This window comes from Streptomyces diversicolor (genome assembly GCF_057537855.1).
The window spans coordinates 112,134-126,017 of the sequence record NZ_BAAJXA010000020.1 but is presented as its reverse complement, the minus strand read 5'-3'; the positions used below and the strand labels follow the sequence as shown (position 1 = coordinate 126,017).

General features: G+C 67.8%; 11 protein-coding genes. 2 read left to right on the top strand and 9 right to left on the bottom strand.

The genetic code is table 11. The features are described 5' to 3' along the window. Positions 1–81: 81 nt before the first annotated feature. From AC27LF_RS24145 to AC27LF_RS24115, 7 genes are all read right to left on the bottom strand, one after another. On the bottom strand, positions 82–1,857 hold the full coding sequence (locus tag AC27LF_RS24145; protein WP_479658454.1) for a hypothetical protein: 1,776 nt from the start codon (positions 1,855–1,857) through the stop codon (positions 82–84). 105 nt (positions 1,858–1,962) lie between these two features. Next, positions 1,963–2,979, bottom strand: a complete 1,017-nt coding sequence (locus tag AC27LF_RS24140) for a LacI family DNA-binding transcriptional regulator (RefSeq protein ID WP_487227806.1) — start codon at positions 2,977–2,979, stop codon at positions 1,963–1,965. A 19-nt stretch (positions 2,980–2,998) separates the two neighbouring features. Further along, positions 2,999–3,982 (bottom strand): hydroxyacid dehydrogenase, encoded by a 984-nt coding sequence (locus AC27LF_RS24135; protein ID WP_479658452.1) that lies wholly within the window; start codon positions 3,980–3,982, stop codon positions 2,999–3,001. Positions 3,983–4,273: 291 nt separating this feature from the next. Further along, positions 4,274–5,458, bottom strand: coding sequence for a glycosyltransferase WbsX family protein (locus tag AC27LF_RS24130; RefSeq protein ID WP_479658451.1), 1,185 nt, complete (start codon positions 5,456–5,458; stop codon positions 4,274–4,276). A 168-nt stretch (positions 5,459–5,626) separates the two neighbouring features. After that, positions 5,627–7,276, bottom strand: coding sequence for an extracellular solute-binding protein (locus AC27LF_RS24125; RefSeq protein WP_479658450.1), 1,650 nt, complete (start codon positions 7,274–7,276; stop codon positions 5,627–5,629). Positions 7,277–7,426: 150 nt separating this feature from the next. Then, a complete protein-coding gene (locus AC27LF_RS24120) occupies positions 7,427–8,353 on the bottom strand; it encodes a carbohydrate ABC transporter permease (RefSeq protein WP_479658449.1) in 927 nt (308 codons plus the stop codon). After that, positions 8,350–9,204 carry an ABC transporter permease gene (locus AC27LF_RS24115; protein WP_479658508.1) on the bottom strand — a complete coding sequence of 285 codons (855 nt, stop codon included), beginning with the start codon at positions 9,202–9,204 and terminating at the stop codon, positions 8,350–8,352. Before AC27LF_RS24115 ends, AC27LF_RS24120 begins: the two co-directional genes overlap by 4 nt. Before the next feature lie 871 nt (positions 9,205–10,075). Here AC27LF_RS24115 and AC27LF_RS24110 point away from each other — a divergent pair. Further along, entirely contained in the window at positions 10,076–11,029 is a 954-nt protein-coding gene (locus AC27LF_RS24110) for a helix-turn-helix transcriptional regulator (protein ID WP_479658448.1), read from the top strand. A 121-nt stretch (positions 11,030–11,150) separates the two neighbouring features. Next, a complete protein-coding gene (locus AC27LF_RS24105) occupies positions 11,151–11,948 on the top strand; it encodes a class I SAM-dependent methyltransferase (protein WP_479658447.1) in 798 nt (265 codons plus the stop codon). A gap of 195 nt (positions 11,949–12,143) precedes the next feature. Here AC27LF_RS24105 and AC27LF_RS24100 read toward each other — a convergent pair whose 3' ends face one another. Next, complete coding sequence (locus AC27LF_RS24100; RefSeq protein ID WP_479658446.1) at positions 12,144–12,950, bottom strand: SDR family oxidoreductase; 807 nt, start codon at positions 12,948–12,950, stop codon at positions 12,144–12,146. A 352-nt stretch (positions 12,951–13,302) separates the two neighbouring features. Beyond that, positions 13,303–13,743, bottom strand: coding sequence for a MarR family winged helix-turn-helix transcriptional regulator (locus AC27LF_RS24095; protein WP_479658445.1), 441 nt, complete (start codon positions 13,741–13,743; stop codon positions 13,303–13,305). Positions 13,744–13,884: the final 141 nt, after the last annotated feature.

Genomic DNA, 13,884 nt, shown 5'->3' with positions numbered 1-13,884 from the left:
CTCCCACCCGGGAGACGGCCGGCGTCGAGGCACGGCATCCGGACTCCGCGATGCCTGTCGAGAGGACACGCGTCACCATGATCAGGAGGTCGCGGTGATCCGGTATCGGATCGTGTCCGCCGGGCCGGGCAGGTCGAGCCGTGCGAGACCGTACAGGCCGCGGCGGCCTTCCCAGCCGGCCGGGACCACGGCGAGGCCGGCGAGGCCGCCGTCCACCCGGATCTCCACGGTCTCGTGGGCCAGGCGCAGGCGTACACCGTCGGGCAGGCGCTCGACGGCGGTGCGGGGTGCTGCGCCCGTGTCGGCCGGGTACGGGATCAACAGGGTCGGGTACGCGTCCGCACCGGGTGCCGACTCCTCGACCTCGATGCCGTTGTGGCCGTCCGTCAGCAGGCGGACGGCGATGCGGTGTCGGCGGGCGGGCAGGGTGTCGGTGGCGGGGATCGTGGTGTCCAGGACGAGCGCCCCGTGCGGCTCGGCGACCGCCGGGGCACACGGGGTGTGTCGGCGCGCGGAGAGCACCTCCAGGGGCTGTCGGCCCGGGCCTTTGCGCAGCGCCAGGCCGATGGCCGCCCTGCCGTCGCCGACGGTGGCCTGGGCCACGCCGAAGCCGAGGCTGCGGCCGGGGCCGAAGACGAGGTCGGCGATGCCGAAGGCGTCGTACGACTCGGACGGGTCGCCGTCCAGGTGGACGCTGACCGAGCCGTGGTGGGCGACCGCCCGGAAGATCGGCGCCCCTTCGATGCGTACCGCGTCGCGGGCGTCGAACGCCGGGGCCGGATCCTCAGGCCACTCGGGACCGCCGTAGCCGTCCATCAGGGCGTCGGCGAGAAAGGCGAGGGCGAGTGACGAGTAGTGGGCGTCGGCGGTGTAGGGCTCGTAGCCGACGCGCAGTGCGGGCGGCAGCAGGTTGTCGACCGGGCTGAACGGGCCGTCGGGGCGCTGGCGTCCGCCCAGGAACCGAACGGCCCGGGCGGCGGCGGTGCGGGCGGCCCGTGCCAGGTCCGGATTGCCGCCGTCGCCTGAGAACCAGCCGGCGGCCAGGGTGAAGAAGGCCGCTTGCTGGCCGACGGTCCAGCTCTGTCCGGTGCTGCGGTGCGCGGAGGCCATCGAGCCGTCGGAGAGTTGCATGTCGAGCGAGCGGAGCAGTCCGGTCTCCAGCAGCCGGACAAGGGCGGGTCGCTGCGCGCCGTCGTAGCCGTCGGTGAGGATTCCGGCGAGGTGGAGGCGGGTGAACAGGTCGTAGGAGTTGGGGAGTCCGGGTTCGGCGTAGAAGCCGAGTTCGAGGTCGATGAGTTCCTCGAAGAACACCGCGATCAGCCGGTCGATGTCCTCGCGGGTGTACCCGGACAGGCGCTCGCGGTAGCGGATCCATTCGCCGCGCAGCCACACCGCGGCCCAGTTGAACGGCGGGCGGAACTTGAACGACTTCTCCGGGTCCACGGCTGAGACCTGGTCCCGAAGCGCGCGGACAGTCTCGGCGTCCGCGCCGATGCGAGGCAGTATGCGGAGGGTCTTCAGGATCGGCGGCCAGGTGAAGTCACGGTGGTTGACGCGGTCGGTGACACTGCCGGTGGTGCGGTCGAAGCCGGATGCGAAGGCGGGGAGTTCAGGGTTGCCGGTGTGGGTGAGCGCGGCGGTGATGCCGCGGACAGCTCGGTCGAGACGGTGCGGCCGCTCTTCCGTCGGGCCGAGCAGGGCGAGGACGGCGTTGCCGTACGCGTGATAGGCGGTGCCGTACTGGGTGGGTTCGCCGAAGCAGGGGTCGTGGAGCTCGCCGGACTCCTGGAGGTGGTCACGGAAGCTGTCCACGCCGGTGGTGAGGATGTCCAGGGCGGTGTCGCGTCGGGTTGCCACGTGTGTCAGTGCTCCAATCAGGGCTGTGTCAGACATCCCGTGGTGGGATCAAATGGTGGCGCCGGTGCCCAGCGAGCCCGGCGGTGATCTGTGGCCTCGAAAGGGTCACCTGCCGACCGCCGTGCTCGCACGCTGCGACGACCCCCGGACCACCAGTTCCGGCCGCATGACCAGGTGCTCGTGTTCATGTGTCAGGGACACAGCGGTTTCGCGTAGCAGCATACGGACGGCCTGTCGGCCCATCTCCGCCACCGGCCGCCGCACCGTCGTCAGCGGAACGACGGCTGACGCTCCGTGCGCCCCGTCATCGAATCCGATCACGGCCACGTCATCGGGCACCCTGAGGCCGGCATGGTACAGAGCCTGCAACACACCCGACGCGAGGGCAACATCGGCACAGACGACGGCGGTCGGGCGACGGGGGCCGGCCAGCATTCCGTCCGCCGCCTGCCTGCCGGCCTCACAGGTAAGGGCCTCGGCCCGCACCGTCAGCGAGCCCGCTCCTGTGGCTCCGGTCGCGCGATACGCCTGGGTCATGGCCTGTAGGCGGTGCTCGGAACGGCGCGACGCGGGGCCGTCGACATACGCGATGGTCCGGTGCCCTCGTTCGAGGAGATGCCGAACCGCGTCGGACGCTCCGGCGGCGTCGTCGATCCGCAGGGAACACGCGCCGTCCCGCGGATCGTGGTCGTCGACGATCACCGAGGGAAGGCCGCGTTCGTGCAGGGTCTTCACCGCGTGATCGGTTCGATCGCCCGCCACCAGCACGACGCCGTGGACTCGCTGAGCCGCCAGGAAGTTCACGTAGCGTGTTGGTTCCGCGTGCTCCTGACGACCCGAGTGAATCAGCACGCCGAGGCCCAGGCCGGTTGCTTCCTGTTCGGCTCCGCGGATCAGTTCGACGCCCGACGGGGCGGCCGTCTCCGGCAGCATGACGGCGATGACAGGGGCGGACAGCCCGCGCAACTGTCGCGCTCCTTCCGTGCGTACGAATTCCAGCGTGTCGATCGCGTCCTGTACGCGCGTCCGGGTGGCGGCGGCCACGATGCCCGGGCGGTTCAGGACATTGGAAACGGTGGCGATGGACACACCGGCTTCCCGTGCGACGTCCCGGATGGTCACCCTGCGCTGCATGGCGTTCTCATGCCTGAATGGTGAGGCCCTGCGGGGTGATCGGGCTGATCGGCGGCAGGCCGGAGCAGTAGCGCTCAAGTTCGGTCAGTGCCGCCTGGGCCATCTTGCGGGTCTCCGGACCCTGGGAGCCTGCGATGTGCGGAGTGATGAGTACATTGGGAAGGTCGTAGAGCGGTGAGTGCGCAGGCAGCGGCTCGGGGTCGGTGACGTCGAGAATGGCATCCAACCGCCCGGCGACGCAGGCGCGTTCCAGTGCCGCTGTGTCGACCAGCATGCCCCGGGCGGTGTTGATCAGCGTGGCGTGGGGTGGGAGGGCGGCCAGTTCGGCTTCGCCGATCATGTGCCGGGTCTCGGGCAGCGCCGGCGCGTGCAGGGACAGTATCTCCGCTTGCGGCAACGCCTCGGCCAGTTCGGCGGGTTGAGCCCCTGCCGCGATCACCTCGGCCGGATCCGCATGGGGATCGACCACCAGGATCGGCCCGTCGTACAGCATGCGCAGCTGGGCGACCACTCCGCGTCCGATGCGAGAGAAGCCCACGATCACCACCGTGCGATCGAGCCCGCTCAGCACACCCCAGCGCTCGCGGTAAGAGTGGTCGTCACGGAACCGGCGCGCGTCCTGGGCCAGGAACGGCACCTTCTTGAATGCCCAGAGCACCGCGGCGACCGTGTAGAGCGCCACCGGCGCGGCGTTCACCCCGGCCGCATGGGTGACCAGGATCCCGCGTTCGAACACCGGCGCTCGGACGAGACCTCGCACGCTGCCCGCGGCGTGGAAGACGGCACGCAGTCGGGGCGCCGCCTGAAGCACGCCCTCGTCGAGCGGCGGGCATCCCCAGGAGGTGACCAGCACGTCCACCTCGCCGAGCCGGGCCCGGGCCTCGGGTGAACTCAGCTCGTCCACCATGATCGGTTCGTCCAGGGTGGCCAGCCCACGTAGCCGCGCCAACTCGGCCTCGCCGAACTGGGTTCGCAGGGTTTCGGGTGCCATGGCCAACAGCGCCCTCGGATGTGGAGAGGTCGAGTGGGGCACGTTGTCGTGCTGATGAGCTGGGTTCATCGCTGTCTCCGTCGAACTGGTGTGATGGCCCTGGCAGGGCGCGGGACATGGGGCCGGACCGGACCGCCTTCCTGCCCCGTCGACCTGCGCGGCCGTTGACCCGGCGAGCCCCTGCGAGCCATCACCGCGGACCGAGCCCTACATGCGGACGCGACCACCGGGCAACTGGTGGGCACGGGCTCGGCCGGCGGGGAGGAAGAGCCGGGCCGCAGGGGATGTGAGTCAGCGGCGGGCGCCGAACACCCGGCGAATCTGCTCCAGATGACCGTACCCGTGGACGGTGTCGGGCTCCAGATACGTGCCTTCGGTCCACTCGTTCCAGGCGTTGACGGTCACCAACGGAGTCCCGGTCTTCTCGACGTACGACCGCACCCTTTCAAGCGCTCGTCCGAACTGTTCCGGCGTGCAGTCCGAGATGATGTTGGTGTGAGGATAGCCGAGGGCGGGGTTGTACCGGTCTGACTGCACGGTGCGCGGTGACGGGTCCCACCCGACCGTCACGTTGGCGTAGTACGGCTGGTCGAACTTGGCCGCGAGCGCCTCCCATCCCTTCTCCGCCTGCTCCAGCACATCGGAGTACGGGGTGAGCAAGGTCGGCAGCGGATGGTGATGCACCCAGACGTACGACGTCACACTGTCGAAACCAAGACGATTCAGCAGGGCGGCTTCGTCGAGCGTCATGCCGTCCTGCGGCAGGACCGGCTGGTCGCGCGCGACGGCATTGAGGTGGATGCCACCGTGCCCGGCCCGCTCAGCGCGCGAACGCAGATCGTCCAGCGCGGCTCTCGTGGCGTCGATGCCACCGAGGCCGTCCAGGAGAGTGGGGAGGTCGTAGATGGACAAGTAGGGGCGGTCATCGATGTGCAGGTACGCCGGATGGTTGACGTACCGCTCCAGTAGGTAGTCTGTGGCGGCCTGGAACTGGGCCGCGTCGACGCTGCCCGACTCCAACTGGGTGGCGCTCGTCCCGGACTTCCACGGGTGGATGTTGGTCCAGTGATGGTTCGCCCACATGACAGCGAACTTCATGTCGCGGGTGGTCGCGGCAGGCATGAACGCCTTCTCCAGCGGGCGCTCCAGGTAGGGACGTCCGCCGTACCAGTACCAATCGAAGATGAAGGCGTCGACCCCGTGCCCGGTGGCCATCTCGATCTTGTCGGCCATGACGGCCGGATCAGCCTCGTCCTCGTAGCCGCGCAGGGGGACACGGGGCTGTACATGCCCCTCGAACCGCGGGGTGGCCTTCTTCGACACCTCCCACTCCGTCCAGCCCTCGCCGTGCCACTGCTCGTTCCTCGGGTCCACGTGGTAGTTGGGGAAGTAGTAGGCCGCGATCATCAGCTCACGCCCGCTCATGCGCAGCACCCCCACGCGTACGAGAGCGACCGGAAGCTGTTGTCTGGACACCGTTGCTCGATCATGACGGCGACTGTATTGAAGAGTCGGGCCCAAGCTGTGCGGTCGGGATTGAGGGATAGCAGGACAGAATTGACCTGCGGATGCGTGACCACCCACGCGTGCCGCGTGCGCCGGCCGACAGGACGTCGGCCGGCCCACGCGCGGTTTCATCGAGGCTCACTTCGTCGTGTTCGCCGCGTACTCCTCGGCATACTCCTGGGCGGACTTGTCGCCACCGCCGGATTTGAACTTCTTGACGGCCGAGTCCCACGCGCTGATGGGCTGCCGACCGGAGATGATTCCGGCGATGGCATCGTTGATCTCCTGACGGATTGTGGCACCGCGCGTCGTCCAGGTCGCCGAGCGCAGACCCTTCGAGGGGTCGTCGACCATCTTGGGGCAGACCTTCTGCTCCCACTCGTACAGGGACCGGACGCCGGCTTGCGCACCGGGAACGTAGAGCACCTGCGGGGCGTCGCACAGGTAGTAGAAGGGCAGGTTCGTGATGTTCTCGGTGTTGCCTAGCTCGGTCGGCGTCGGATCCCCGTCCTTGCCGAACGTGAAGTGGACGCCCTCCACGCCGTAGTGCATCAACTGGTACTCCTCCGTGCCGAACGGTGCGGCGAGGTGGTCCAGGACCCGCAGCACCGTCTTGACCTTCGACTTCGGCAGTTTCTTGTTGATGACGGTGTAGCCGGCGAGGCCGGGGCTGGACCAGGCACTCGGGGTGATTCCTTCGGGTACGTACGGGACCATGGGCACAGCCTCGAAGTCCTGCACCAGCTTGAGCGTGGTCAGGTACGCGCTGAAGCTGTCCATGTACGACTGCACCGTGCCGTTGTAGAAGCGCGTCTTGAGGTCGACCGCCGAGATCGAAGGAGAGTCCGGGAAGTACACACGTTCCTTCCACAGCGTCCTCAGGTAGGAGAGCATCTCCGTGAAGTGATCGCTCTCATAGTAGGACGTGAACTTGCCGTCCGCTGCGGACCACGTGTTGGGTATTCCGTGGGACTGCGCGTGCGCGATCCAGCCGAACGGCCACTCCTTCGACGCGCCGGTCCCGTACTTCCTTCCGCGTGTGAGCGAGGCGAGGGTGTGAGTGAAGTCGTCACGTCTGAGGCCGTCGCCCGTGTATCCCTGCTGCTTGAATTCCGTACCGTTGATCCACAACGCGGCGCTGGGCCTGGGGCGTTGGATCGGAATCCCGTAGATGCCGCCGTGGAACCGGCCCACCGCCTGCCACGAGGCTGTCGGGAGGTTGGCCAGATTCGGGTAGTCCTTGATGGCATCCCCGGACAGGAACTCCGAGAGGTTCGTCATGGTCTTGAGGACGAACTCTTCTTCGTGAGCGACGGTGTTGCTGACGATATTGAGGATGTCGGGCAGGTCGTTGCCCGCCATGACGGTGGACAGCTTGCTCTGGAAGTCCGCGGCCGGCACCGGCGTGAAGTCGATCTTCACTCCGAGTGCCTTCTCCATGGCCTGCCAGTACCGGTTCTGGCCCTCGGGTCTCGGTACGACCCCGAACGTGACCGTCATGACCTTGAGCGTGGAGCCGTCGCCCGGGACGTCGGAGGTGCCCTTGGTCAGCTTGGACGGATACGACAGATAGGCGTCCTGCACTCCCGTTTGCGGATGGCCCTTGAGCTCCGGCGTGGGCCCGGTCTTCGGGATGTAGCTCGGCCAAGGCGCGAGATCGACGCCCCGGTTGGAGATGTCGCCGGCCGAGCCGGAACCGCTGCAGGCGGTCAGCAACGAGGGGGCGGCCACCGCGGCGGAGGCTACTCCGATGGAACGCAGCAGGGAGCGGCGTGAGATGTCTGGCACGGAAGTGTTTCCTTTCGGGACGAGCATCGCGCTGCGGCATACGGGCAGCACGGCGCGCTCGCTGACGGGGATGACTACGGCGAGAGCGGAGGACGGTGCTCGCTCCGCGCGCGGGGGGATGGGGCCCGGTTGGCTCTCGCCGGCCCGGGATCAGCTCTTGATGGCGCCGGTGAGTACGCCCCTGGCGAAGTACTTCTGCAGGAACGGGTAGGCGAGGAGGATCGGGACGGTCGCCACGACCAGCACGGCCATCTGGATCGTCTGCGGGGCGGACATCGCGGAGTCGCCCGCCCCGGTCGAATCGCCCAGCTGGGCGCCGCTCAGCACATAGGTACGCAGGACCTGCTGGAGCGGCCAGTGGTCGTCGCTCAGATAGATGGATGCCTGGAACCAGGAGTTCCAGTAGGCGACCGCGTAGAAGAGGGCGACCACGGCGAGTGCCGCCTTGGACAACGGCAGCACCACGGAGAGCAGAATCCGGAAGGTGCCTGCGCCGTCGAGCCGGGCGGCTTCGTAGAGTTCCTCCGGGATGGACTGGAAGAAGCCGCGGAGAACCACCAGGTTGAAGACGCTGATGAGCATCGGCGCGATGAGCGCGAGGTAGTTGTCCAGCAGTCCCAGGCTCTTGACCATCAGATAGGTGGGGATCATTCCCGGCGGAAACAGGAAGGTGAACAGCACCAGCAGCAACACCGGCTTGCCCCCGAACACCTTCGGCCGGGCCAGGGCGTAGGCCAGCATGACGGTGCAGGCCATGCTGGCGGCCGTGCCGACGAGCGTCACACCGATGCTCACCCAGAGGGCGTGCGTCACCACGGAGCCGCTGAAGATGTCCCGGTACGCGTCCAGGGTCGGGTTCTCGGGCCACAGCACCCAGCCGCCGTTGTCGATGACCTCTTTGGGGGAGGCAAGGGAGGTCGCGATCACCACCAGGAAGGGCGTCAGTACGAGGACGGCGATCACGGCCAGAGCGATCGCCTTGGCGGCCAAGGTGATCCTGCGGGGCTTCTCCATCCACGCCGGACGGACCTGCCGGTCGGTTCCGCGTGCGGTGCGGGCCCCGAGGACGGCGCTCATTTGTACACTCCTTGCTCTCCGAGGCGGTGCGCGACCTTGTTGGCGGTGAAGACCAGGACCGCCCCCACCACTCCCTTGAAGAGCCCGGCCGCGACGCCGTAGCCGAAGTTGCCGCCGATGATGCCCTTGTAGTAGACGAAGGTGTCGATGATCTCGGCAGCATGAGGTCCCACCGCGTCACGCTGCAGCAGGATCTGCTCGAAGCCGACAGACAGGATGTCGCCGATCCGCATGACCAGCAGCAGAAGAACTATGGGGCGGATGGCCGGCAGGGTGATGTGCCAGAACCGCCGCCAAGGCCCTGCCCCGTCGATCGCAGAAGCCTCATAGAGCTGGTCGTCGACCTGGGTGAGAGCGGCCAGGAAGATGATGGTGCCCCAGCCGCAGTCCTTCCAGATCACCTCAAGGACGGTGAGCGGCTTGAAGAGATCGGGATCGCCGATGATGTCGACGGTGTGCAAACCCGCCCCGGAGAGCGCCGAGTTGAGGACACCGGTGGCGCCGAGTATCTGCTGGGCCATGGCGACCACGATCACCCAGGACATGAAATGGGGCAGGTAGACGATCGATTGGACGGCTCGTCGCAGCGTGTTCGATGTGAGACTGTGCAACAGCAGCGCCAAAGCCAGCGGTGCCGGGAAGAAGAACACCAGTTGCAGGAAGGCTATCTCCACGGTGTTGAGGGCAGCTCCCCAGAAATCGGGGTCCCCGAACAGGTCCGTGAAGTTTCTGAATCCCACCCAAGGGCTGCCCGAGAACCCGTTGAAAGGTATGTAGTCCTTGAAGGCGATGATGTTCCCAAAGAACACACCGTAGTGAAAGACCAGGAAGTACACTACTCCCGGCACCATGAGCAGCAGGAACGCGCGGTCTCGCCAGATTCGGCGCAACGCCCGCGAGGCAGGGCGTTTTCGTCGCGGCGGTGGGCTCTGGACCGTACCCGGCTCCTCAGGCACGGCGGCGACCTCGCTGATGCTCACCACGGTTCGACCTGTCTTTCTCGGGAGGGCGACCGGTGAAGACCCCCGGGATCTCCAGCCGGCCGCAATTCATGTCGGTGACACTTGGCGCGTGTGTGATTGTTCGGGGTGGGGGAACGCCGGGTCCCCGCCATTCAACCCGAACAACTCGGCCACATCACAGAGTGGAGGTTGTTCACCAGTACGTAGTGGTACAGACTCACGGCGGTGACGCTAGTCACCGACAATGCGGCCCACCATGGCGGGGATTGAGCAAAAGTAGGACGAAATTGCCCGTCCGTCAGAGTGGGGCATCATGACTCGCTCCGGTATGAATCACTCTGCGGTGGGGAGATGTTGAGGACACACCGAGCGGCATGTGCGGCAGGCGGGCGGCACTGGAACCCCCTTCCAGGAACCGGCTGACGGTGTCAGGACTCCCGGTGCCTGGTCTCACGACGGTCTGCGCGACGAGCGCGTCGAAGTCGTCGTCGAGCGGCTCGGCTTGGGCGCATGTTCCGCGGGGCGCCCGGCCACCGTCGTCTCCGCGACTTGTCGCCGACCGGCACACCGTCCGGGACGACGACATGCGGGTGGGGCCGGAGCCTGCCGCGCACGACCGTGGCACCGCTCCTGCGCGGCGCCCGCGCATGCCAAGCCGCCGGAAGTTGTCGGCCGGACACCGTTGCGCGATCCCGACGGCGACTGTATTGAAGAGTCGAGCCGAAACTGTGCGGCGTGGCCTGAGGAAAGCAGGACAGAATTGACCAGCGAACGAAGGAAGCCACGCTACGAGCGCGCCACCGTGTTCAACCCGGACGGTCTGCCGGTCTGGGCGGACCGCCACCGTCTCGATGCCGACGTGGCGGCGCACGACCATGACTTCTTCGAGATCGCGCTCGTCACCCAGGGCCACGGTGTCCATATCGCAGCCGACGGCGACCACTCCATCGGTCCAGGAAGTGTCATCGTGATGCCGCCCAACCAATGGCACGCCTACGGTGAGTGCGAAGATCTCACGGTCTTCGACAGCTTCATCACTCCTGAACTGCTCGACACCACCCTGTCCTTCCTCGATGACGAGCTGCCGCTCATGCGGGCAGTGAACTCGACGAGTCTGCCGGTGCCACAGCGTGTCCAGCTTCCGCCCCGTGACGTGAGCCTGGCGATCGGTGAGCTGCACAGCATGACCGATATGACCGCACAGCGCTCGCGTATGCAAATCGTCGGGCACCTACTGATCTACCTCGACATCCTCAACCGTGCCTGGTCCGGCGAACACGCCATGCACCGACGGACACTCGCCCCGCTCCATCCAGGTGTGTCGCGGGCCGTGGAACTGCTGGAAGCGGACCCGGGATACCCCTGGACTCTTGCCGAGCTGGCCGGGGAGGCGTCTACGGAGCGCACCTACTTGGTGCGTCTGTTCCAACGCGACCTGGGAATCCCGCCCATCGCCTACCTCAACCGGTTGCGCGAGCAGTACGCGGCCCGGCTCCTCGTGCAGACCGACCAGCCGATCGCTCAGATCGGGGCACGACTCGGTTGGGAGGACGCCGCGTACTTCGCCCGCCGGTTCAAGTCGGCCTACGGCCTCAGCCCCTCCGCGTACCGAAAACGTGCCCACACTGGTGAGACCCGCTATCACTCCACGGCGGTCCCCGAACCCCGACTGCCCGTCAGCGGTGCACGCTTCGACGTAAGGCCGGTCAGCTAGTGCTGTGACCGCATGGTCGCCTCGGGCGCCAGGATCAGCGGCGGACTTCGCCGCGCCCGATCGGCGCCGCATCCCGAAAAGCAGTGGCCGCGCGGGCTCGGGGCCACGTACGTTCGCCTCCATGGCTGACGCAGCTTTCGGGCATCCGCGCCTCGCCGCGATCTACGACCTACTCGATCCGGACCGCAGCGACCTCGGCGCGTATCTCGCGATGGCGGAGGAGTTCGGGGCGCGGTCCGTGCTGGACATCGGGTGCGGTACGGGCGTGTTCGCGTTGCTGCTCGCCGAGCGCGGGATTACGGTCACCGGGATCGATCCCGCGCGGGCGTCGGTCGATGTCGCGCGTGGCAAGCCGGGCGCGGACCGGGTGCGCTGGCTCGACGGCGACGCGGGGGACCTGCCGCCCATGCGGATCGACCTGGTGACGATGACCGGGAACGTCGCCCAGGCGATCGCCGATCCGCAGGCGTGGCGTACCACGCTGCGCGGCGCGTACGAGGCACTGCGGCCCGGCGGGCGGCTTGTCTTCGAGACGCGCGATCCGGCGCAGCGCGTGTGGGAGGAGTGGGCGGAGTGGACGCCCGAGACCACGTACCGCACGACGGACGTCCCGGGCGTCGGCCACGTCGAGACCTGGGCCGAGCTGACGGACGTGAGCCTGCCACTGGTGAGCTTCCGGGGTACACACGTGTTCGCCGCGGACGGGGACGTGCTGACCTCGGAATCGACACTCCGCTTCCGCGAACGTGCGGAGATCGAGCGGGACTTGCACGAGCACGGCTTCGTCGTCGAGGACGTACGCGACGCACCCGACCGGCCGGGCAGTGAGTTCGTGTTCGTGGCACGGCGCGGTACCGCGGGGCCCGTCCCTCCCGGCATGCGAGCCCGGGTCCGAGATACGGGGCATGCTTCGGGCTGATGCGGACGGAGATCATGGTCGGGGGGCCGAGGATGTCCTTCGCCCGGTCGAGACAGTCAGCCGTCCCCCCTCACCCGGGCCCCGTCACGCTGATGCCCCGGATCCGCACCCGCCGACCGAGCCGATGTGCCGCGCTGTCGGTCAGCCGCACACTCGCGCAGGCAGCATGAGTCATCAGATGCTGAACGGGACCATTCAGCGGAGCGTGATGATGTTGCCCGTAACGAGCGCGGCATCGTCGGAGGTGAGAAACACGATGGCCTTGGCAACGTCAGGCGGCGCCGCGATGTGGAAATGTGTGCTGCTCGATGCGACGAACTGGCGGACCTCATCCGTGACCCACCCGGTGTCGGTCACCGGCGGGTGCACGACGTTCGCGGTAATGCCGAGGCCGGCCAACTCCGCGGCGGCGGACAGAGTGTAGTTGGCCTGAGCGGCCTTCGCGGCACCGTAGGAGACCTCACCGGGGAAGCCGAGGTCTCCGCCCGAGGTCAGGCCGACGATACGCCCCCAGGTCGCCCCACGATCGCGGTGACGCCGAGCCAGCTCGCCGATCAACAGCGCCGGGGCCATCGCGTCGACGGCGAACTGCCGGGACCATGTCTCGGCGGTGACCGGGCGCAACGGCCGACCGAACCGGTCGGCCGGCCGGGGAGCGAAGGAGTCCTGGACCCAGCCGGACGCGTTGTTGATCAGGATGTCGACCGCACCCAGGCGCTGCTCAGCTGCATCGAAGACGGCCGCAGGGGCCGTCGGGTCGCTCAGATCCGCTTCGAGAGCCTCGGCTCGGCCTCCCGCCTTGCGGATCCCTTCGGCCACTTCCTCGCCGGTGGCGGACCGCGCATGCCGGTAGCCGTCCGTGGCCTCCTCGTCGGAGCCGCGCAGGTAGGTGCAGAGCACGGCCACACCGCGAGCGGCGAGAGCCGTTGCCACCGCGGCTCCGATTCCATGGTTGGCGCCGGTCACGATGGCCACGTGATTCATCTGCGATGTCTTGGGCATGGCGAAGTACTAGCAGAGCGGGAGCACATCGCGACACAGGTTATTTCTGACGTGCCGCCGGCACGGTCCCGACCGCGCTGCGGGAGCGCCGGCTGCGATGGCTTCGCGGGTAGCGGCCAGGGCACGGGCAACGTCGAGCAGCCGGTACGCCTGCGCGGGAGACGCCGAACCCCGGTCGCAGTACGGCGCCCAGGTGCTGCACCCAAGCGGGAGCCACGCCCGGGCGGCAAGCACCCGCCACGAAGCGCCGGATCCTCCCTCGTCTCCCCCCACCCGGCCGTCGTCCTCCAGCGTGCGTCAGGCTGAGCGGCGGCAACGGCGGTTCGGCGGCATCGTAGAGGTGATTGCGCGCTCAGTCCGTCCCTGAAGAGGTTCCGGACAGTGCCGACAGGAGAAGTCCGGTGAGGTCTTGTCGTCGTTGCTTGCCGAGCGTGCGTTCCAGGGCGGCGTCCACTTCGGCGTAGGCATCGCGGCCCGCTCGCAGGAGTTCCTGGCCGGTTTCTGTGACGTGGAGTTCCGCGGTGCGGCCTCGTCCGGGGTCGGTGCGGCGCTCTACGGCACCGCGCTCTTCCAGTTGCCGGACGGTGGCTTGGGCGCTCTGTGCGGTGATGCCCGCCCTGCGGCCCAGTTCGCTGTAGGACATGCCCGGTTCCCGCAACAGGTGGCCGAGGGCCGAGAGATGGCGCAGCGTGTAACCGGTCGGCTTGAGCGCCCGTTCGACGTCCTGCCGTGTTCGCCGTCCCAGGGCGGCGAGCAGGAAGGCGGTGCTGGTGGGCGGGGGCTGGGCGGTCACGACGTTTCGCTCCTCCTCGGAAAGTTTCAGTTTGACTTTAACCGGAGTCCCAGGCAGTCTCCAGTTCCAGCGGGCGCGGCGCAGGACCGGACCTGAGTTTCAGGCCAGCTGAAACATGCGTGGAGTGCGGGACTGTTCCCG

Bases quoted from the DNA above. Each gene is read 5' to 3' on its own strand.
- AC27LF_RS24135 (WP_479658452.1), bottom strand. From the start codon at position 3,982: ATGGCACCCGAAACCCTGCGAACCCAGTTCGGCGAGGCCGAGTTGGCG.
- AC27LF_RS24120 (WP_479658449.1), bottom strand. From the start codon at position 8,353: ATGAGCGCCGTCCTCGGGGCCCGCACCGCACGCGGAACCGACCGGCAG.
- AC27LF_RS24115 (WP_479658508.1), bottom strand. From the start codon at position 9,204: ATGGTGCCGGGAGTAGTGTACTTCCTGGTCTTTCACTACGGTGTGTTC.
- AC27LF_RS24105 (WP_479658447.1), top strand. From the start codon at position 11,151: ATGGCTGACGCAGCTTTCGGGCATCCGCGCCTCGCCGCGATCTACGAC.
- AC27LF_RS24100 (WP_479658446.1), bottom strand. From the start codon at position 12,950: ATGCCCAAGACATCGCAGATGAATCACGTGGCCATCGTGACCGGCGCC.